The organism is Collinsella ureilytica (assembly GCF_019795105.1).
GTDB lineage: Bacteria > Actinomycetota > Coriobacteriia > Coriobacteriales > Coriobacteriaceae > Collinsella > Collinsella ureilytica.
In genome coordinates this window covers 323,480-343,456 of sequence record NZ_JAIMFO010000006.1, presented here as the reverse complement: position 1 = coordinate 343,456, position 19,977 = coordinate 323,480, and the positions used below count along the sequence as shown (strand labels likewise).

General features: G+C 52.7%; 17 protein-coding genes and 1 tRNA gene. 2 read left to right on the top strand and 16 right to left on the bottom strand.

Going from position 1 to position 19,977, the window contains the following annotated elements; all coding sequences use genetic code 11:
- Nucleotides 1–13 precede the first annotated feature (13 nt).
- From K6V98_RS05790 to K6V98_RS05770, 5 genes are all read right to left on the bottom strand, one after another.
- A complete protein-coding gene (locus K6V98_RS05790; RefSeq protein ID WP_222199567.1) occupies nucleotides 14–1,075 on the bottom strand; it encodes an SIS domain-containing protein in 1,062 nt (353 codons plus the stop codon).
- 91 nt (nucleotides 1,076–1,166) lie between these two features.
- Nucleotides 1,167–2,285, bottom strand: coding sequence for an SIS domain-containing protein (locus K6V98_RS05785; protein ID WP_222199566.1), 1,119 nt, complete (start codon nucleotides 2,283–2,285; stop codon nucleotides 1,167–1,169).
- Between the two features lie 298 nt (nucleotides 2,286–2,583).
- A complete protein-coding gene (gene tadA / locus K6V98_RS05780; RefSeq protein ID WP_222199565.1) occupies nucleotides 2,584–4,725 on the bottom strand; it encodes a tRNA adenosine(34) deaminase TadA in 2,142 nt (713 codons plus the stop codon).
- A 340-nt stretch (nucleotides 4,726–5,065) separates the two neighbouring features.
- Nucleotides 5,066–5,155, bottom strand: a tRNA-Ser gene (locus K6V98_RS05775).
- 104 nt (nucleotides 5,156–5,259) lie between these two features.
- Entirely contained in the window at nucleotides 5,260–5,811 is a 552-nt protein-coding gene (locus K6V98_RS05770) for a LemA family protein (RefSeq protein WP_222199564.1), read from the bottom strand.
- Nucleotides 5,812–6,039: 228 nt separating this feature from the next.
- Here K6V98_RS05770 and K6V98_RS05765 point away from each other — a divergent pair, with 228 nt between their 5' ends.
- Nucleotides 6,040–6,633: a TetR/AcrR family transcriptional regulator gene (locus tag K6V98_RS05765; protein ID WP_222199563.1), complete on the top strand. Its 594-nt coding sequence runs from the start codon at nucleotides 6,040–6,042 to the stop codon at nucleotides 6,631–6,633.
- Nucleotides 6,634–6,703: 70 nt separating this feature from the next.
- On the opposite strand, the gene K6V98_RS05760 is transcribed toward K6V98_RS05765, so the two are convergent.
- The 6 genes from K6V98_RS05760 to K6V98_RS05735 all read right to left on the bottom strand — a co-directional run bounded on the left by K6V98_RS05760 (nucleotide 6,704) and on the right by K6V98_RS05735 (nucleotide 14,463).
- Nucleotides 6,704–7,945: an Nramp family divalent metal transporter gene (locus tag K6V98_RS05760; RefSeq protein WP_222199562.1), complete on the bottom strand. Its 1,242-nt coding sequence runs from the start codon at nucleotides 7,943–7,945 to the stop codon at nucleotides 6,704–6,706.
- 6 nt (nucleotides 7,946–7,951) lie between these two features.
- The gene (locus K6V98_RS05755) at nucleotides 7,952–9,799 is read right to left on the bottom strand and encodes a magnesium transporter MgtE N-terminal domain-containing protein (protein WP_222199561.1); all 1,848 of its coding nucleotides are present in this window, start codon (nucleotides 9,797–9,799) and stop codon (nucleotides 7,952–7,954) included.
- A 377-nt stretch (nucleotides 9,800–10,176) separates the two neighbouring features.
- Nucleotides 10,177–11,838, bottom strand: coding sequence for a polysaccharide deacetylase family protein (locus K6V98_RS05750; RefSeq protein ID WP_222199560.1), 1,662 nt, complete (start codon nucleotides 11,836–11,838; stop codon nucleotides 10,177–10,179).
- Between the two features lie 13 nt (nucleotides 11,839–11,851).
- The gene (locus tag K6V98_RS05745; protein ID WP_222199559.1) at nucleotides 11,852–13,249 is read right to left on the bottom strand and encodes a polysaccharide deacetylase family protein; all 1,398 of its coding nucleotides are present in this window, start codon (nucleotides 13,247–13,249) and stop codon (nucleotides 11,852–11,854) included.
- Nucleotides 13,250–13,339: 90 nt separating this feature from the next.
- Nucleotides 13,340–14,089, bottom strand: a complete 750-nt coding sequence (locus K6V98_RS05740; protein ID WP_222199558.1) for a PRC-barrel domain containing protein — start codon at nucleotides 14,087–14,089, stop codon at nucleotides 13,340–13,342.
- On the bottom strand, nucleotides 14,089–14,463 hold the full coding sequence (locus K6V98_RS05735) for a YtxH domain-containing protein (protein ID WP_222199557.1): 375 nt from the start codon (nucleotides 14,461–14,463) through the stop codon (nucleotides 14,089–14,091). Before K6V98_RS05735 ends, K6V98_RS05740 begins: the two co-directional genes overlap by 1 nt.
- 93 nt (nucleotides 14,464–14,556) lie before the next feature.
- Here K6V98_RS05735 and K6V98_RS05730 point away from each other — a divergent pair, with 93 nt between their 5' ends.
- A complete protein-coding gene (locus K6V98_RS05730; RefSeq protein ID WP_222199556.1) occupies nucleotides 14,557–15,159 on the top strand; it encodes a prolipoprotein diacylglyceryl transferase in 603 nt (200 codons plus the stop codon).
- Here K6V98_RS05730 and K6V98_RS05725 read toward each other — a convergent pair.
- The 5 genes from K6V98_RS05725 to K6V98_RS05705 all read right to left on the bottom strand — a co-directional run bounded on the left by K6V98_RS05725 (nucleotide 15,156) and on the right by K6V98_RS05705 (nucleotide 19,977).
- The gene (locus K6V98_RS05725) at nucleotides 15,156–15,845 is read right to left on the bottom strand and encodes a hypothetical protein (protein ID WP_306792777.1); all 690 of its coding nucleotides are present in this window, start codon (nucleotides 15,843–15,845) and stop codon (nucleotides 15,156–15,158) included. The genes K6V98_RS05730 and K6V98_RS05725 overlap by 4 nt on opposite strands.
- Before the next feature lie 31 nt (nucleotides 15,846–15,876).
- Nucleotides 15,877–17,256: a hemolysin family protein gene (locus K6V98_RS05720; RefSeq protein WP_222199555.1), complete on the bottom strand. Its 1,380-nt coding sequence runs from the start codon at nucleotides 17,254–17,256 to the stop codon at nucleotides 15,877–15,879.
- A gap of 65 nt (nucleotides 17,257–17,321) precedes the next feature.
- A complete protein-coding gene (gene trhA, locus K6V98_RS05715; RefSeq protein ID WP_222199554.1) occupies nucleotides 17,322–18,092 on the bottom strand; it encodes a PAQR family membrane homeostasis protein TrhA in 771 nt (256 codons plus the stop codon).
- Nucleotides 18,093–18,222: 130 nt separating this feature from the next.
- A complete protein-coding gene (locus K6V98_RS05710; RefSeq protein ID WP_222199553.1) occupies nucleotides 18,223–18,873 on the bottom strand; it encodes a 4Fe-4S binding protein in 651 nt (216 codons plus the stop codon).
- Nucleotides 18,874–18,879: 6 nt separating this feature from the next.
- Nucleotides 18,880–19,977, bottom strand: a complete 1,098-nt coding sequence (locus K6V98_RS05705) for a hydrogenase large subunit (RefSeq protein WP_222199552.1) — start codon at nucleotides 19,975–19,977, stop codon at nucleotides 18,880–18,882.

The window sequence follows — 19,977 nt, the reverse complement described above, 5'->3', positions numbered from 1 at the left end:
CGCGAATCATGTATTAATAATCAAACTGGTGATAGTAGCGGCGATATTTCAGATTGTGCTTGGTTACCAGCTCATAGTGACGTGAGAGACGGTCAGTGATGCAAACTGAAAGAATCCACGGTGAGACAATCACTCTAAAATCCGGGTCGAGGCCAGGAATAGCAAATTCTGCGGTATCAATAATTTCGTAATCGCTATTGCCAGTTACACCGCTTCTCAAAAATGCCTCAACACGATTATCAAGCTGGCGGCATTCGTCCTCGCCCTTAAATAGAAACACGGGAACGCCCGGCTCAACAAGCTCCAGAGTTCCGTGGAAAAAATCGTGCGATGTAATGTATCGCGTACGCTTCCACTGCATCTCTTCTAGGATGCACATCGAGTAGAGGATTGTTTCTCCCCAAAGGGCTCCCGATCCAATAAACATGGTGTAGGGCGCAAGCGCATATTTTTTCGCAAGCTCTTCAGCTCGAGGCTCAAATTTCTTGCGTATATCCAGCATATCTTTCCAGATATCCTGAGTCTGCTCTAGAAAAAGCTCCCATTTCGGAAAGCATCCACGGCGATTAAGGAGACGCAGCCCAAAACAGTCCGCAAGGTAGTAGCCCTTCTCACAACCACCAGCTCCATGGTCGGACGCCATTTTGATACAGTTCCTCGCGCCAACAATATTCCCAATGGCTCCCGCAGGATCTGTCATAGCAATGACACGTATTCCTTTGGCTTTCATAGCTTTGCACGCAGTTAGTATTTCAGGTGTTGTACCAGATTCGGAAGCAGTAAGAACCACTGAGCGCTCAGTCATACGCTTATGTCCAAGCACATTCCACTCTGCAGCATGTATGAGATGAACCTCAAGGTCACGATCTCCAAATTTATTCATGAGATACTCGAGTTGCATCAACTCATCCCAGGTGCCACCAACGCCCATGAGGAAAATGGCGTCATAGCCTACATCGGCAACTGAATCGGCAAGCTGAGCCATTTGTTTGCCTGCTTCGTACAGCGCTCTACCATCCTCCAAATAGCCCTCTTGATCAAAATGCATAATCTCAATCTTTTCAGGTTCGGACATGAACTCTCCTTTCCTCGTAAGTCGGCCTTATTTCTTGAATAATTGCTTGGTCATTACACTTGAGCTGAATAAGGCGGAGTCTTAAGCACAGTTACATCCCGAACTCCACGCGAGCAGCTTGCTCCAGCTTGTTAATCGCTTCATCGTAACCGTGTGCTTTTGAACCAATCTCCTCTCTTAAAGCTCGGACATAGGGATGCATCTCCCGGCGCTCGAGCTCCTCCATTTTTTGCGCCGCTAGGTATTGAATTGCTGCAAGACTGGGAATCGCCGCCATGTGCGGATTAGGAACTGCAGGAACAGCGAGCTCACAACTACCGCCACTTGGATGGCCTGTAATAAAATATGCGCTTGACGTAATCTGGAGAAACATGTTGTGCAGACTTGCAAGACGAGGTGAGCCCTCTGGGTCATCCATGATGAAAATCAGGCTGTCAGGCGTCAGTTGCATATGCGGCCCGTGCACAAACTCCTCTCCTTCAAAATACATGGAAGGAGTTTTTAGGCACTCGTTAAACTTAAGCGCGCCTTCCTGTGCAACGCCATAGCAAGACCCATTTCCTATAAAGCAAACTGGAGCGTGCCGTGCTATTCCAAGCCTTTCATCCTGTGCAAACTGTTTGCTTGCAAGTACGGCACTGCTATATCCATCTATAACTTCGCGGAGATTCTTGAGCTCACGCTCCATGCGCTGCCCGGTAATTAATCGACTTTTGTGTCCTAAGAACAGCGCAAATAGCATGAGAAATACCATGAGCGCTTGAACGCCCATCGTAACGAAATCGACAGACTCAGCCCCTACTCCAAAATCAAACACTGCATCAGCATGCTGAGTGATAGGCGCTGCTGCATTCGCAGTTAAGACACATGGGCTTTCGCCACGTGAACGCATGAAGTCGAGGGCGGCAATGCTATTGGTTGAAAATCCGCTTTGCGAAATTACGAGGGTATATGCATCAGTTGGAAATTGATGCTCATGTGTAATGAATGCTTCAGGGGTAACTACAAGCACTTGCTTGCCCAGCATATCCTCCATGAAATGCCGAGCACAAAGTGCCGCGTGCCGGGACGAACCTGATGCCACCAAGCGAAGCGCACTACATGGAGTGCATGAGACAACCCCAACCAATGCTTCTACCAACTGATGTGCATGCTCAACGTTTTGTCTGAGACGATCTTGCGTAAGCATCACGTAGTCGAGCATTCTCATACGTATCTCCTAGATGGGATGCATACTAATTAATACCACTTCCACCTATATAAGATACCTAATATATAATACCTGTTAGATGAGATTGGGAAAATGAGGTGAACGGTATCAGAAGCCCGGCAAGCGTGTAGCCTAGCGCCTACAAGTGCATTTTTTGAAAAAGCCCAAAGAAGCATGCCCGCTCTACCGGCGCTTTGCTCTGTGCTCGCTCATGGCCACCCCACGAACTCCATAAGATGCTTTGCCTTTGTAAGCCGCAAGCCTTATCAACCGTGCTATCGAACACAATTCATCAAGCTCAGCGCAGCAGGAATGCTTTCATTGCTGTTTCTCCAGCGCAGATCAGGTTTGTTCGCACGGCATCTTCTTGCATGGCAGTACGCAAATCCATAGGTTCGAGAAGCACGGGCAGCACAAGTCCAACGCCGGCCGCATACACAGATCCAAGCTCCTGGGCACGCCCTCCCACCAGAGCAATAACCGGTCGCCCCAGCTTTTGTGCCCGATGAGCTAAAGCAAGCACTGCTTTTCCTGATTTTGTTTGATCGTCGATATGCCCCTCACCCGTAATAACGAGATCGGCTGCTCTGCATACCTCATCAAACTGCAAAGCATCAAGTACCGCATCTGCACCAAAGACGATCTCGCCACCCAACGCGAGCAAGGCAGCTCCTAGACCTCCGGCTGCCCCAGCTCCCGGTACTGCAGCTACGGCGCGAAACGTTCTGGGTTTACGAGGCTGTGCATAAATATTGGCGTTCGTATGGCGGGGTAGATTACCGTCGCGCGTAAACGCTTGGGTCATATCCGCAGATGCTTCATGCACATCGTCTTGTGCCTCGCGATCGAGCGTGCTCGCACCCTCGCTGCCACCAGCATGCGCATCTACCTTGCATGCAGCATCACTCTCATCTGCGAGGTTTGCACATGCACCGCCTTGACGAGCAGCATCCAACAGCTGAGCAAAACGAATAAACGTTGCATCATGAGATGCTGGATCTTTTAACCCTTTTTGAGGTCCAAAGACCGCGAGCGCACCCCGCGCTCCTACTAAGGGATTGTTCACGTCACTCAAAGCGAGGATACGTACCCCAGACACTGCCTCTAACGCTGGTTGTAAATCAACCGACGCAGCCTCAGCGAGACCAGCTAAGCCCGGTGTAATCGGCCTGCCTTCTACATTCAAAATGTGCGCTCCTAAAGCCTGCAGCAAGCCAGATCCGCAATCATTTGTGCATGTACCACCGAGACCCACATACACCGTTTTCGCGCCTGCGGTAATTGCTGCGCGCAACAGCTCACCAACCCCATATGACGAGGCTCGACGAGCTTGTTCATCACTGCCGTCAGTCATACAAAAACCTGCAGCAGAAGCAGACTCAATAACAGCAACCTCACCAGAAAGCAGATAGCGCGCTTGAATTGGCCTGCTCAACGGATCGTTCACCGTGCACGTGTGGAGGTCTCCCGCAAACGCTGACGACAGGGCATCAACCGTGCCCTCTCCGCCATCTGCCAGATGCAACGAGACGAGCTCAGCTGCGGGCGCTACACGACGCACACCTGCGGCAATCCACGCGCCAGCCTGATAACTCGTGGCCGAGCCCTTAAAGGAGTCAGGTGCAATAAGAACACGCAAGCCAGCACCTACCTGCTGAGCAGCTTGCGACGCACCGTTCTGCAGTGCGCAAACTTGGGACGTACTGGCGTGAGGAGCATCTCCATAAGACGAGCTGACTCGAGCTGCACCAACCTGGAATGCATCAGTCTGCATCGCAGCATCATAGGAAGAGCCGTCCCGAGTTGCAGCGGCTTGAGGAGCATCGACCTGGGATGCATCAGCTTGCAACGCGTCACCAGAGGACGAGCCGCCCTGAGCTACGCCAGCCTGCAACACATCGACTTGAGACGCACAAGCACAAGATGCACCCGCTTGAGCCGCATCGTGAGCGCGGTCTCCCAATGACACACTCGCACGACCACGTCGGCGCTCAGTAAAAAAAGCCTGCAGCTCTTGGGCACACTCATTGCCTAATACCCCGCCGGAAACCTCAAAGTGATGATTTAAGCGTGGGTCGTGGTGCAGCTTAAGTAGAGAGCCCGTGGCTCCAGCCTTTGGATCCGCCGCTCCAAACACACACCTTCCCACACGCGCGTTCAGCATCAGGCCTGCACACATGGGACATGGCTCGAGCGTCACATACACCGTACAGTCTTCAAGCCGCCACCTTCCCAGGGTATGAGCAGCAGCAATGAGGGCAGAAAACTCAGCATGAGCCGAAGGATCAGCATCCTGCTCGCGCGTATTATGGCCGCGCGCCACAATGGAGCCACCCGCAACCACCACCGCGCCGACGGGAACCTCTCCTTCAGCAGCAGCAAGGCGAGCCTCAACAAGAGCCTCTCTCATGAAATGCTCGTCTGTGGTAAGCCTGCCCATCTGAAACTCCTCTTCGCCTGTTGAGGATTTTCCCACAAATGCGCAGCGAACGCCTTGCCTGAAGTCAGAAGGAACAACAGTGACGAAGCGGCTACGAGCAAGCGTGCTCTCATGATTCCGCAAGGAGATCTCGACGGTGCAAACACGCGCTCACGTGCGCCCCTAACCGAAGTAAACACGAACCCAGCCGTGAACACGCTCGCGTGTGCCCCTAACCAAAGCAAATACGCACTGCCAACTGAGAGCACACACGCGCGCCGAGCCGGAGCCCACACACGCACCCAGCATCCTCACCATGCAGCGCACGACATACACAACATCATTCAATTGATCAAGAAACTGGCGGAGAGAGGGGGATTCGAACCCCCGAGACGCTTGCGCGCCTAACGGTTTTCAAGACCGCCGCATTCAACCGCTCTGCCATCTCTCCGACGACACGTAATGATAACATCCCGCGCGTATTCGCGCGGGATCACATTCTCATGCGCGTACACATGCACGGTGCGCAAGCAAAACTCGGCTCATCACCTAAGCTTAAAACTTAACGGTGGGAACGGTGCGAGCTGCCTCAGCAGCCTCAAAGCCAGAGCGCTCCTTAAACTGGAAGAGGCCAGCAAAAATATTGGCTGGGAAGGTCTGGATCGCGTTGTTGTAATTGAGCACGCAGTCGTTATAGCTCTGACGCGCGTAGACAACCTTGTTCTCAGTATCTTCAAGCGAGGACTGCAGCTGCGCAAAGTTCTGATTTGCCTTCAGCTCAGGATAGGACTCAGCAAGGGCAAACAACTGATGCAAGGCACCCGTTAAGGCATTATCTGCTTCAATCTTTGCCTCAGGGCTGCTGGCACTCACCGCAGCATTGCGCGCACGAACCACAGCCTCGAGCGTTCCGCTCTCGTGTGCCGCATAGCCCTTAACCGTCTCTACCAAATTTGGAATGAGGTCATTGCGGCGCTGCAGCTGCGCATCAATATACTGCCACGCGTTATCCACACGGTTTCGCAGCGTGACCATCTTGTTATAGATGCCAGCAATACCAATTCCGATAAGAGCAATGACGCCAATCAGGATAAGCAACCAAGGCATCGTATTTCCAATCTCTTACGTGCCGCTTCGCGTATCGAAGACGGATGTAGCACCAGTATACCCACTCTGAGCAATCACTTCTTCCACGCGAACGCGATACGATACTGTTATCAAATCAACAGGTTCAAATATTTGTGATGCTATTGGACATTCGTACTTTACTCTAGCCATACAGATTTGAGATACTAAACGTATAGACAAGCCACACACGTTTTAGGAGCGATCGTTATGGATCTACGTATTCAAAAAACCTATCGTGCCCTTAACAACGCCTTCACCGACCTGCTTTCCAAGAATCGTTACGAAGGGATTAGCGTGGCGGCTCTGTGCGATGCTGCCATGATTCGTCGCACAACGTTTTACAAGCACTTCCGTGATAAGGACGATTTCTTCGCCTTCTATATTGATAACTTCCGTGCTGAGGTTCTTAATTTTGGCGAAACCATCCCCGCCCGCTCCGAGGCACCTTCAGATCCTGAGGAGTTCAAGCGCGAGTGCGTCTTGATACTCAATCGCTTAACCGACACGCTTATTGCCAATGAGCCTCTTGTAGAGAATATCTTGAGGAGCTCCATGATTGGCACAATGATGAACGTCATTTGCGATGGCGTTGCCGATACTTTGCGCGAGCGCCATCGTATTGATCCAACGGACACCTTGAGCTTTGCAAATGCTGCCGTTGAGTTTACTGCTGGCGGTGTGGTGCGCCTCTTGATGAGCTGGTGGATGATGGGCGAAGCCGCCTCGCATGCAGATGAGTTTGCCGAGAACGCGTGGCGTTTGATTGCCACCGTTATGGGCGAGGGACCGTGGATCAAATAAGTCTCCTGCTGATCCTAGCTATTTCTTGCGGTTTGGGCGCTGGCCTCTATTGGCTTCGCGCCCACCGTCGCTAGTAGCCCATAGCCTGCAAGGCAAACATTACCACCGTTAAAATCGTGATCAGAACAATCATGATCCAGGTAATTGCTGTCCAAATACGGCCGTTGCGGTACTTGCCCATAATGTGCGCGTCTTTGGCAATGAGCACCTGGCAGACCAGCAGAATTGGTAGCAAGACGCCATTAATAACCTGTGAACCCATCATGATTTGAAAAAGATCAACGCCAGGCATAATAACCAAAAGCGCTGAGGCGGCAATCACTGCCGTAATGAGACCCCGATAGATTGGTGCCTCATTCCAGCTACGATCTGCTCCGCGCTCCCAGCCAAAAGCCTCACATACCGCACTTGAGGTAACTCCGGGCAGCACGCAAGCCGCCAAGAAGCTTGCAGCAACCAGGCCAGCGGCGAAAAGCACGGTAGAGAATTGACCGGCAATAGGCTCGAGTGCCAGGGCAGCATCTGCCGCATCCGCCACACGAACGCCTGCTGGAAACAGTACCGTGCCGGTGGTGACAATAATGATCCAAGCAATAATATCTGCCACAACCGAGCCCGAAATTGCATCAATACGCTGAAGCGTCAGATCTGCCTCATCTGCATTCTTATCTACCACGTTGCTTTGCGCTAAAAAGATCATCCACGGCGCAATCGTCGTACCAATGGTTGCTACAACTAGAGACACATACGCGGGTTCTGCCTGAAAACCCGGAATCACCGTTGCATGAGCCACCGCGCTCCAATCAGGTCCTGCCAAAAATGCCGCCACAATATATGTCACAAATACGCAGCTGATGAGCAGAAGAATCTTCTCGATTCTCCGAAAACTGCCAGACATGGTAAGCATCCATACGAGAAGTGCAGCGAGTGGAACCGACACTGTTGCTGGCACTCCAAACAGAGCAAGACCACTGGCAATGCCTGCAAACTCAGAAATGGTCACTGCTGTATTTGAGATAAGCAGAGCACACATTGCACCCGCACTTTTACGCACGCCAAACTTTTCACGGATGAGCGAGGCAAAGCCTTTACCCGTTACCGTTCCACAGCGAGCTGCCGTCTCTTGAGCAATGATCAGAAGGATCGTCATGACCGGTAGCATCCAAAGCATGCCGTAGCCATAATCTGCTCCAGCACTCGAATACGTTGCAATGCCGCCAGCGTCATTTCCCGAAAGTGCAGCCAAAAGACCCGGCCCCATAGCTCCAAGAATTGCCCCGATGGTCAGCTTTCTCTTTGTGCCTTCAGTCATGGCTCCTTACACCCCTGCAATCGCTATGAGCGCAAGCGCGGAAGCAACAGAGAAGGCTCCGGCGGCAATTAAGGTAGCAGAAGCAGAAAGCGATGTTCCCGAGCTATTCAAATCGTGTTCATCACGCCAGAACAAAATCTTGAGATACACAACCGAGCTAATATATGTCCCCAAAATCACGGCAGAGGCAATTCGGGCACAGCGATAAAAAGCCAGGGCATCGAGGGTGGTTTGGTCTGCAAAGGCAGTAGTTCCCACCAACTGTGCGCAAAGCTCAATAACTCCAGCAACAATTACGCCAACCACAATGTTTTGCACTAAAAACCCAAGGTAGGGCTTAGAGTCATCCTCGGGCTGGACATACTCCAAGAAATAATTCTTAACAAAAGACACCATGCGTGCAGCGCCCAGTAAGCACACCGGCATAAAAGCCATCGGATAAATAATCAAGGGCACTCGGACGCCTGCTGCAGTAAGCACTGAGGCTATGGCGGCAGAAGCTATTGCCCAGACGACAAGCCAATACTGACGCTGAGCAAACCAGGTGAGTGCATGAGAGCTCTCTTTTGTTGTAGAATCTCCGGCTCCAACGCCAGCAATATGCAGATCCTTCGCGTGCTCTTCAATCATGACGTCCATCGCGTCATCCACGGTCACCACGCCTAAAATCCGCTGGTTCTCATCACAAACCGGAATGGAAGCCAGGTTGTACTTAGCCATCTCCTCGGCAACTTCCTCCTGATCCAGCGAGGGTGCTACCCAAATCACCTCACGATGACAGAGATCACGAAGCTGTACTGTAGACTCAGCAACAATGAGACGGCGAAGCGAAAGCACGCCTGAAAGCACGCCTGAAGCATCTTCGGTATATACGTAGTAGAAGCTCTCAAAATCTTCGTCGAGAGCACGTATTGCCTCCACCGCATCCGCTGCTGTGGCAGTCTCGGGAAGTGATACAAACTCCGAGGTCATAATGCGGCCAGCCGTATCCTCTGCATAACCCAAAAGCGTTCGGATAGCTGCTTCCTCTTTCACGCCCATCAAATGCATTAGTTTTTCTGCCTTACTGTAGTCCAGCTCATCAATTAAGGCAGCTGCATCATCAGGATCCATGAGCGCCAACATGGAGGATGCATCTGTGTCTGAAAGACCTTCAAACATCTCTGAGCGCAGCTCGTCATCATCCAACTCAGAGATAGCCTCTGCTGCCTGTGCAACATCGAGCTGATTAAAGACCTGGCCGCGCAGGCGAGGATTCAACCGTTCGATAATGTCTGCAATATCTGCTGGATGCAGCTCGCCCAAGGTTTTATGAGAAACCGAAAGCTTAAGATGCTTGGTACTCCGCTCAAGCAAATCCATATAGCTCCAGGCAATGATCTCCTCAGACAAAGGATGGCCTACCGCTTGCGCAATGCGGACTACAAAGCGCTCAAGTAGAGGATGAAAAGCACGCAACAGGCCGCGGACACCCACCTCAGCGCCAAGAAGACGGAGCTGGTTTTCGCCTGAACTTGAAAGCTTAATATCGTTTACGCGAACTACCTTGAGCCCTTGTGTATCCACGATCTGCTTATTCATGATGTCTCGCGAAAGCAATACTTCAGTGGGCTGCAGATACGAAAAGCGGATGTCTGTTGCTGGGCGATTAAGGTAGACCCCATCGTCTCCAACATGGTCAACGTATTTGCGCCAACTGATCATGAAGGGAGTCTTACCCGGGCCTAAAAAGGCAAGAGATGTCACATGTGGAAAGACCTCGCCGGTAGCAATCCCGAGGTCATTTGCAACACCGATACGCTCACCAGCTGAATCAATAACTGGTATGCCGAGCAGCTCGGAGAGGTAGTTCATGGCGATCCTTTGCACAGCCGGGCGACGTGTACACAAGATGCAAGCACCACCTTTGATGCGTCTTGGCAAACGACAACTCGGATCTCGATTCCAAACAGTGCTCCAGCACGATACATGCCAGATTGCGCGCGCTTGTGAACGTGCGCTGATAAATAACTATATCATCTCCACTCATGATCACAGCAGCTGCGCCGATGAAGAGAGCTCTTTGACCTCCCTTGGTGACCGACTTGTTTTGAGCGCATGTAGCACAGAGCAAAGCGACTGCACTGCGCGCAGCGCTCCACCAACTCTGACACACCGACACTGCATGAATGAGTCCATGGAATAGCGCAAACGAGCAAGGTGGCTACAGAAGCCACGCCCTTGCAGCGCCCCTAAGCGTGCTCAGGAATCACAGCGTCTTTTGGAGGCTTTACGCTTCCTTTAACTACATCCTCAGGAAAACCGCCATCGAGCTTCATGAGTTCTTGAACGGTAACCAGCTCATAACCGGCCTCGCGAAGACCATCGATAATTTTTGGTAGCGCCTCTATGTCTTGGCTACGCTCGCCTCCGCCGTCGTGCATGAGAGCAATTGCTCCGTTGTTGGCACCAGCAAGCACCGACTGCACAATCTTGTCTGCTCCCGGGCGCTTCCAGTCGAGGGTATCGATATTCCACAAGACATTGCAAGAAATAAGATCGTTTGTTTGCAGCCAGCAATTAAGGTCGTAAGCGCCATAGGGTGCACGCAGCATCTGCACATCAACGCCGGCGCTCTCCTTGAGACTTTGTGCAACCGAGGTAAGTTCCTTGCGCATAGCATCACGATCCAGCTTAGTCATAACTGGATGCGTGGTTGAGTGGCTGGCTAACTGGTGCCCCTCATCATGTACACGACGAGTCAGCTCAGGATGAGCATCTACATTGTTACCCAAGTTAAAGAATGTCGCCTTAACGCCTTTCTCCTTCAAAATATCCAGGATCTGCGGAGTAAAGGAGCTCGGTCCATCATCAAAGGTCAGCGCCATGTACTTGCCGCCATCCTCAGGCACGCAACTCTTAGATGCCACTACCATGTTTTGCACTTCGGTCAAAATCTCATGATCAACGACCTCACCAGAGGTTTTACCCGTCCTGACCAGCTTCTCCCCGGGTTTGCCCCATTGTGCCACATACTGGATGGCACCACCGCGCTGCATCTCAGCCACCGGCTGAATGGCGACTTTTTCTTCCGTATACTCCTCGGTACCCTCTGCGCCATCAGAAACCGTAATACTTGCCCCAGAGGCAACCTTGTACGTACTCAGCTCTGAGAACGGCACATCAGATCCGTCAATGGTAACCGAGCATCTCGGGCCGCCCGTCTCATCTAACAGGGCGCCCCCTACCGACTTCAAAGGTCCTGGTTTTGCGCCAAAATAATCATGATCATGAAGCATCTGAGCAAGCGGGGTACCCACGCGAGCGGAAACAGATTTCCCATTGACAGTAAAGCGAATTGAGCGCCAAAATGCCCACCAGCTGCCAACGCCACCGAGTCCGAGCACGGCAGCAAGACCAATGCTTGCAGCGGCGATCGCATCTTTGCGGCTCACATTCTTTTTGCGCAAGGATCCATAGGGTGAACGGCGCTTGAGGGGCTTCAGTGCACTCTTTTTGCCACGGCGCTGCCCGCTCCCAATTGTAGGCACCGACTGAAATCTCTTGCCAGAACCAGGATCCTTCCCAGAAGCCTTCCCGGAAGCCGAACGATGTGCGGACATCTGGTGGGGTACCTGCGTGTGCGCTTCTCCTTTTGGAGCCGGACGAAAATGCGGAGTCTGACCATGTTGGGCAGATGCCGGACGGTGGTTGTGCTGGGCAGGTACCGGAGTCTGGCCATGCTGGGCGGGTGCCGGTTGATGAGCATGCGGTTGCTCCACACGCTCAGTTCCAGCAGCTCTATCGTTATGAGCAGCCCGAGCGGTATCTACCTGCTGCGGTTGAGCTTCTTCATTTGTTTGACCGACACGTGGCAGAGCCGGGTCTGTGATCCTGTGATCTTCCTCAGTCATGCCACTATCACCTCTAGCTTTCATCCTTTTGAGACTCAGCTGGGGCAGGAACTTGCGGTAAAACCCAGCCCTTTGGAGGGGTCTGTCGTTTGAGTGAAACTTCCTTAGCCATATCAGGATCACTTGCTATGAGCTCGCTTAATGTAACCAGCTCATAACCTTCATCTTTAAGTCGGCGAATTATTTGAGGCAATGCCTCTAAGGTCTGCTTCCCTGTAGCGTCTGTATCAGAAAGAACCACGATATTGCCGGTGTTCACCGTTTTTACCACGGTATCTGCTATCCGATCCGCTCCTGGTAGCATCCAGTCTCCCGAGTCTACACTCCAGGTGACAACCGATCCTACCAGATCCATGGTTTCTGACCACTCACGCAAGTCAAAGCGACTGAGCGGTGGACGCACAAGCGCCGTCTCTCCTCCACCCGCTGCCTTTACCGCATCAAAACTGCGGCTTAAAGATGAGCGCAGATCATCGCCAGAGAGCTTGGTAAGATCATCCCCGGTGGCCCCATTCACACCAATTTCGTTGCCACCTTCTGCAATTGCACCCACAGCAGCGACATGCGAGGAGACCTTATCTCCAATGAGGAAAAAACTTGCCTTCGCGTCTTCTTCTTTAAGCAGCTTAACAATGGCCTCGGTGCTCGCGCTCGGCCCCTTATCAAAGGTAAGAGCAACGAGCTTTTTACCATTTGCCGGCGAAACACCCCGTGCTGATATCACACAGTTCACCGGCTCTTGCACCACGCCCTTATCTACCGTAAGGCCCGATTGCTCGCCAACCCAAACCTCACTTCTACCAGCAATTCCCCAGGTTTTAACGGTCTGGATAGGGCCGGTACCTTTGAGAGATATTTGTGGGGGGATTTCGGTTGCACGTACCTGGTGCGCCTCATAGGTATCCTCACCATTTTTGATGGTGAGCTTTTCTCCGCCTTCAATTTTGAGCTCAGCAATTTCTTTAGCATCGAGCTTCTTTTTATCCAAGCTCACCGCATATGGCTCGCCGCCGTCTTTACTCATGACCGAATCATCGACTGCGAGTAGACGACCCGGCTTTAGCTCAAGTTTGCGATCTTGAATAAGCCGCTCAATACCTGCATGAATAGGCACGGACACTTCAGCATCATTGAGGGTAATTTTGACGCTGCGATTGGCGTACCAAAGAATTGATGCGAGAAACACCAAGAAGGCACAGCCCACCGCAATAAAGGCATAGGGCCTGCGATCATTTCTGCGCCCCAGACGCCCACGACCTGAGCGCTTGCCAAAGCCTTGCGATCTACGCAGATACATTGCCCCGGGTTTACGCTGACGACGAGCCGTCGCCCGTGGCAAAACCCCGCCAGGAGCCTTGCGCATCCGAGGACGGCGGCGCTTCGACGAAAACGAGGTTGTGTACTGCGGCACGCTTACTCCAAAATACACCGAGCCAGATGGCTCAAAACTCACCAAGTCAAGGCTACCACTCAGCGCATACACTCAACGCTTGACAGAGCGCTAGGAGGTCTCATCTGAGCGCGAGGCCTTCTTATACTCACTCATAAAGGCACCAAACATGCCTTTTGTACGGCCGAGCTGTTTTCCCAACGCCCGGCTCCCCTGATCAAGTGCACGCGAGCCCTGCTCATCCAAGACGCGTGCACCCTTTTTTACCCCAGCGCTCACCTGAGCGGTGACCTCAGCTGCTCGCGCAGCAGCGCCACCAGAAAACTCAAGCTCAAGTGCAGCATCAGACACGATCATGGCACCATCTCGATACCCTTTGAGGTGAGAGACGGGAATCTCAATATCTCCCACCAACGCCGACGAGGCAGATCCAGCCGTTGCCACAAAACTCCGCACTTCGCCAGTCTTAGGATGGCAATCCGCGTCTTTACAGTAGCCCAGCGACTCACCAGAGACGCTGCGCACATCCATGCCCGTCCAGATCAAGCAGCTATCGAGCGAAACACCGAGGCGCTTTGCAGCAGGCGTGCCCATAGCTTCACGGTCAGCAGGAATAACTAAGAGATCATCGTGGACACGCACCCGATCAAGAGCCACAAAAAGATCGGCCTGCTTGATCATACCAACCACATCGGGTCGGCTGACCATAAAGCCCACGAGGCGCTTTCCATCGGGAGAAAACACCGGAAAATGGATCTTGCCGAGCCGCTTTGGCCGGCGCTGTCTTCCATCACGCGTATGCTGTTTTCCCTCGGGAGCCAGCCGATAGAGGCGAACGCCCTGGAAATCAGAGACGTGCATTAGCTCTCGTTAGTAGCCTGCTCATCTGAGCTGCCATCAACCAACACCTCAGCGGCAGACTTAATGTCTCCCGTAGCGATGGCATCGTTTAACTGCTCACGAAGCTGATCCATACGCTCACGTGCGAGATCGACCTTAGCACGCAGCTCATCGGTTGTAGCATCAACCATAGGGCCTAAGTCCTCAGCTGCAGCTCGTGCAGCCTCAACACCTTGCTCATACATATCTTGAGCGGAATCCCACGCATCATTGGCCATGTCTGCAGCCATTGCACGCGTCTCAGCGCCCGAACGAGGGGCAATCATGATCCCGATTACCGTGCCGGCCGCAGCTCCCAAAATGGTTCCGGCAAAAAATCCCAGACCCTTACCCATGTATCCTCCTCTAAGCGAACTGAAACAGTCGGGTACTATTATACCCTGCTATGAACGTTCAAACGCACAGATGCAGGGTGGAAGGCGGCTCAGATGAACAAAACTGCTGATAACGTCCTCATTCGCTCTACTGGTACGCTCTATTTGGGAAATGAGCGAGTCGGAACCCGCGTTACTGGCGTTATTTCAAAGAGCGGGATTCGACTGTATGCCGCAGACGATGCTGTACCCCCTACTGAGGAGCTGGCGCAGAATTCTGAGGCTGCAGCAAAAGCTCCTGTGCTGCACACGCAGCATTCCGAGTCGCAGGCGAAAACATCCGAGCAGCGAACACAAGATCCCGAGCCGCAAGCACAGGAACCCGAGCAACGACCACAAGCTTCCACTCAGCGAGCACAAGCTTGCAAGCCACAGGTGCTGACGTCCGAGCAACGAGCACAAGATCCTGAGTCGCAGGCGAAAACTCCCAAGCCGCTCTTAGATATCGCATTTTCCGACCTTGCCCGGGTGTATCCCAAGCTTGCTCTTTTTAACCCGCCGAGCATCGTTTTTGAAACAGCCGATGGTAACTGGTGGCGTTATACCGATGATCGAATTTCATCAGGCATGCCAGACAAACAAACCATGAGATTGTTGGCAGAACTGCAGGCTGTTATTAAGAAAGCAAATCCAAGCGTTGCCTTTTCCCGACGCTAAGCCTCGTGACGAGCCTCTCCGTCGGACTCATCAGCCTCGCCCGCAGCAATGCGATCCTCTACACCTGTCGCTGTATCTTCGCTCGCAGGCTCATCGTCAGCACGCTCAACTGCCTCATCTAATGCTGCAGCACCGATTGAAGATGCTGACTCCTTGTTGTCAGGCTCGCCCGGCTCTGCTTCCTCAGCCTTTTCTGCATCCGAGCTCTCGCCACGCAGGCTCAAAACTAGGCCCTTCAACGCCTTGACCGTTCCTTCAAAATCAGGTGCAGGAGCTTCTCCATTTGCAAAAGCCCATTGCAGCATAAAGGCAGCGGAGGAAAGCGAGCCAATTGCAAGCACATCATCTGGACAGGAAAGCTCAATGTCAAAGAGTCGCTCATCAGCCGGAACAGCGCGAGTTCTCCCTGCAACAACATCATCTACGAGCCCCGTTTGGCGCATCACCTCAACGCTCATATGCTCGAGCAAATGAGCAAGCTCTGTATCGGCCATGCAATCCTTAAAATGCTCGCCGGTATCACCGAGGCAGGCATGATCTGCAATGGAAGGAGCCAGATAGTACGCGCGTGCCGTTGCTTCAATATCCTCAGATGTCCTCAGGGGCATCCCGGGATTGACAAGCACTCGAGCCGTAAGCTTTTGAGCGCCTATCGTGATCTTCATGATGTTAAAAAGCTCTGACATGTCGATCCTTCCGAATCTGCCGATCATCAACCTACTCAGCATCTACAGGCCGAGTATCTACGCCCCGATCAGCTCCTTCATCTTCTGCTATCGCAACGGGGGCCGCCACTGCAGGAGCAGCCTCAGGGCCAATGACGCGAATAAGCGAAATACGCTGACCGCGCATTGACTGCACCTTAAACTTATATCCCTCTACGACAAAGATCTCGCCAATATCAGGCACAGAGTCAGACAGCTCGAGGATCCATCCGGCGATGGTTTCGTAATCGTCGCTTTCCTCAATAGGCCAACCAAGCTCGATCGCATCATCGCAGCTAAAGCGCCCGTCTACAAGCCATTCGCGGCGTGAGAGGCGGGTAAGATACTTATTGTCGGGGTCAAACTCGTCTTCAATCTCGCCAACGATCTCCTCAACAATGTCCTCAATGGTAATGATACCGGCTGTTCCGCCATACTCATCAACCACCACAACGATCTGCTCATGAGCAGTTTGCATCTCGGAGAGAAGCGGCAAAATATCTTTCGTATCAGGAACAAAGCTCGTGTCACGCACAAACTCGCCCACCGGAGCATCGACAAAGTCTTCCTCGGACAGCACGCGGCCAACCAAATCCTTAAAGTGAGCAATGCCCACGACACTATCCGGATCCTCGTGATACACCGGCACGCGACTATAGCCCGTTTCAAGCATCAGCTTCATGACATCGCCAATAGGCTCGGTATCCGGCACCATGCTTACATCAACGCGGGGCACCATAACCTCACGCGCCACTGCATCGCCCAAGTCAAAAACCTCGTGGATGATGCGCTTCTCTTCATCGAGCAGCGTATCCTGCTCGTTAATCATGTACTTAATCTCTTCCTCAGACACGTTTTGACGATCATCTGCACTCTTAATGCCCAGCAATACAGAGATGCCATTTGCGCTCGCCTGAGTTAGCCAGACAATTGGCTTGGCAAGGTTTCGAAACGTGGAAACAATGCCTGCAACTGACTTTGCCATGCCATTCGCATCAGACAAACCGATCCGCTTTGGCACAAGCTCGCCCACCACGATTGAGAGATAGGACACAACAAGCGTGATGATGACCGGAGCAACAATGGGAGCAAAGGCAGTCAACCAAGAAACTCCAAAACTCGAAAGCCAGCCTGCCAGAGGCTCTGAGAGCGTATTGGAAGAAACCGTTGCTGAGAAAAATCCCACCAGCGTAATGCCGACCTGAATGGTCGCTAAGAAGTCGGTCGAGTTGCGCGCCAGCTCGAGTGCCATTTTTGCACGGCGATCCCCCGCTTCAGCGTCTTGCTCAAGCGGCCTGCGCTTCGCGGTGGTGAGTGCCATCTCTGCCATAGAGAAGTAACCGTTTAAGGCGGTTAACAGCAGAGTGATGATAATTGCAAGTGCCATGTCCATGGGGACGGCAATACCTCCAGATTCTCGGTGGATAGCAGGTTCTGAGCAGCGAGTGCTTCGGATGATTAAATCACGAAGAGGATCACCGCCATGAACTGAAAGATACTACCCGCCAGCACCCACAGGTGCCAAATGCTGTGCATATATCGGATATGTTTCATAAGGTAAAAGCCCGTGCCTGCCGTATAGCAAAGACCGCCAACAGCAAGCAGCGCCAAGGCAACAGGATCAAGCCTCTCGATGAGCTGCGGAAAACGGAAGACCACAAGCCAGCCCATGATGAGATAAATAAGAATAGTTACCCAACGAGGTTGGCGCTGGCGCGCGGCGAGCTCAAATGAAATGCCGGCAATGGCAAGCGCCCACACCAGCACAAACATGGGGATGCCCCCGTCGTCTGCCAGCGTGACGAGCAGAAACGGCGTGTAGCTACCAGCAATAAGCAGGTAGATACAGCTGTGATCGATAATTCGCAAGATGCGTTTTGCAGCAGGAACCTGAATGGCATGGTAGAGCGTCGAGGCCAGATACTCCAAGATGAGCGAGATGCCAAACACGATAGCCGATGCCAACGCAGGAGCACCACCTGTGCCAAGCGCAGCTTTTATGATGAGCAAAACGAGACCAGCAACAGCCAGCAGAAACCCAACGCCATGGGTAATTGAATTGGCAATTTCTTCACCTACGGTGTATTGAGGAAGCTTGCCCCCGCGACCCGGCGTAGATGAACAGCCTGGCTCATCAGGCTCCGTGGAGGACGGCTCGGAGCCGTGATCTCCCTGCGTAGCGGCCAAGACATGAGCCTCAGGCACGTGTATGTCATCTTGATCGGGCATCGGTGGCGGCTCCTCAGAAAATCGCTTTGGCTCACTATAGCAGAATCAGCCATCTAACTGCGGTCACGCCCGATCAGTGCGCCTGATCAGCACAGATGGCTACGAGCAGATCGAGCTTTTTTTCTCTTGGCTATTCTGTGTCGGACTGTGCAGGAGCAGACGTCCCCGATGCAGGTGTTTGAGCTGGCTGGACAGGCTTTTCAAGGGCGGGCGCTGCGGTGGACTTTTCGGAAGGCGTTTCGGCTGGTCTTGCATCAGGCGCTGCAGTGGGCTCCCCAGTTGGCTTTGCAGCGGGTGCCGCAGCGGATGCCGCAGCGACAGGCTTCTCAGGAACACGTGTTGCAGCTGACTTTGCAGCAGTTTCCTCAGCTGGCGTTACTGACTTAGCTGCCGCCTTGGCCTCTTTGGCTGCTGGCTTGGCTGCCTTGGCAGGCTTTGCCGGCATGTCTTTGTGAAGCGTCACCTTTGCCATCTTGCTTGCTACGGGAGTTGACTCACGCTCCATTGAAAGCGACGACTTAGGACAAGCACGCACGCAGTTGGCACACTGTACGCAGCTATACGGGTTAATCGTCCAATCTCCAGCCTTGCGATCAACCTCTAAGGCATCTGCCGGACAGACTCGAACACACATCCCGCAGAGAATGCATGCATCAATATCGTTTACGATGTGTCCGCGCATAGCTGGATACAGCTCACGCTTCTCATATGGATAACGCGTAGTTGCTGGCTTGGTAACCAGCGAGCGCAGCGTCATTTTTCCAAGCTTAAATCCGCCCATGATCGCCTACCTTTCTGCGCAGCTGATGCAGGGGTCAATAGTGAGAATGATCATCGGAACATCTGCAATGTCCACTCCCTGCAAGGCCTTTACCATGCCGCCTAAGTTTTGAGACGTTGGCGTCCTGAGCCTAAAGCGATCGAGGAACTTCGTGCCGTTGCCGCGTACATAGTAGAACGCTTCGCCACGTGGCTGCTCGATCAGCACATGAGCACGAGATCCTGCCTCGGGTTTAATCTTGGGAGCAGGAGCTTGGCCAATACCATCATGCGGGATTTTAGCTACCAGCTCGGCAATGATATCCATCGATTGGAACACCTCAAGGCAGCGCACCTTGCAGCGAGCGTAGCAGTCTCCCTCTTCGGCAATAATGGGTTCAAAATGCTCAAGGTCATCATAGGCGGAAATAAAGCCTGCCGTGCGCATATCATGGGTGACACCAGAGCCTTTCGCAAACGGACCCACCATCGAGAGATCAAGTGCTTGCTCGTAGCTAATCGTTCCCACGCCACATAGACGGCTGCGTACCGAGTCATCGTATAGCATGGTATTTACGATCTCGTGGTACTCTTTGCGCATATCCTCAAGCTTTGCTACAGCGCGGCGCAACAGCTCATCGTCAATATCGTGGGTCATGCCACCCACCATGGTGATTGAAAGGATGATACGGCCACCACACGTTTCTTGGAAAATATCCAAGATGGTCTCGCGCAAACGCCAGCAGTGGTTAAAGAGGCTCTCAAATCCAAAAGCATCAGCGAGCAAGCCAAGCCATAAAAGATGCGAGTGAATGCGTGAAAGCTCTTGAAGAATGGCACGCAAATATTGAGCACGGCGGGGAATTTCAAGATCAAGCAAGCGCTCAGTTGCCATGGCATATCCCATGCCATGGCCAAAGCTGCAAATGCCACAGATGCGCTCAGCCACATACACGAACTGATTGAAGTCTCGCTTTTCTACGAGTTTCTCAAGGCCACGATGTACATAGCCAATCTGCGGAATAGCCTCCACGACATGCTCATCTTCAACCACGAGGTCAAGATGAACCGGCTCAGGAAGCACGGGGTGTTGAGGACCAAAAGGAATCACAGAACGAGTAGCCAT

Excerpts from the sequence above, each read along its gene's own strand:
- K6V98_RS05790 (WP_222199567.1), bottom strand. The coding sequence starts at position 1,075 with ATGTCCGAACCTGAAAAGATTGAGATTATGCATTTTGATCAAGAGGGC.
- K6V98_RS05785 (WP_222199566.1), bottom strand. The coding sequence starts at position 2,285 with ATGAGAATGCTCGACTACGTGATGCTTACGCAAGATCGTCTCAGACAA.
- tadA (WP_222199565.1), bottom strand. The coding sequence starts at position 4,725 with ATGGGCAGGCTTACCACAGACGAGCATTTCATGAGAGAGGCTCTTGTT.
- K6V98_RS05770 (WP_222199564.1), bottom strand. The coding sequence starts at position 5,811 with ATGCCTTGGTTGCTTATCCTGATTGGCGTCATTGCTCTTATCGGAATT.
- K6V98_RS05765 (WP_222199563.1), top strand. The coding sequence starts at position 6,040 with ATGGATCTACGTATTCAAAAAACCTATCGTGCCCTTAACAACGCCTTC.
- K6V98_RS05760 (WP_222199562.1), bottom strand. The coding sequence starts at position 7,945 with ATGACTGAAGGCACAAAGAGAAAGCTGACCATCGGGGCAATTCTTGGA.
- K6V98_RS05755 (WP_222199561.1), bottom strand. The coding sequence starts at position 9,799 with ATGAACTACCTCTCCGAGCTGCTCGGCATACCAGTTATTGATTCAGCT.
- K6V98_RS05750 (WP_222199560.1), bottom strand. The coding sequence starts at position 11,838 with ATGACTGAGGAAGATCACAGGATCACAGACCCGGCTCTGCCACGTGTC.
- K6V98_RS05740 (WP_222199558.1), bottom strand. The coding sequence starts at position 14,089 with ATGCACGTCTCTGATTTCCAGGGCGTTCGCCTCTATCGGCTGGCTCCC.
- K6V98_RS05735 (WP_222199557.1), bottom strand. The coding sequence starts at position 14,463 with ATGGGTAAGGGTCTGGGATTTTTTGCCGGAACCATTTTGGGAGCTGCG.
- K6V98_RS05730 (WP_222199556.1), top strand. The coding sequence starts at position 14,557 with ATGAACAAAACTGCTGATAACGTCCTCATTCGCTCTACTGGTACGCTC.
- K6V98_RS05725 (WP_306792777.1), bottom strand. The coding sequence starts at position 15,845 with ATGTCAGAGCTTTTTAACATCATGAAGATCACGATAGGCGCTCAAAAG.
- K6V98_RS05720 (WP_222199555.1), bottom strand. The coding sequence starts at position 17,256 with ATGGACATGGCACTTGCAATTATCATCACTCTGCTGTTAACCGCCTTA.
- trhA (WP_222199554.1), bottom strand. The coding sequence starts at position 18,092 with ATGCCCGATCAAGATGACATACACGTGCCTGAGGCTCATGTCTTGGCC.
- K6V98_RS05710 (WP_222199553.1), bottom strand. The coding sequence starts at position 18,873 with ATGGGCGGATTTAAGCTTGGAAAAATGACGCTGCGCTCGCTGGTTACC.
- K6V98_RS05705 (WP_222199552.1), bottom strand. The coding sequence starts at position 19,977 with ATGGCTACTCGTTCTGTGATTCCTTTTGGTCCTCAACACCCCGTGCTT.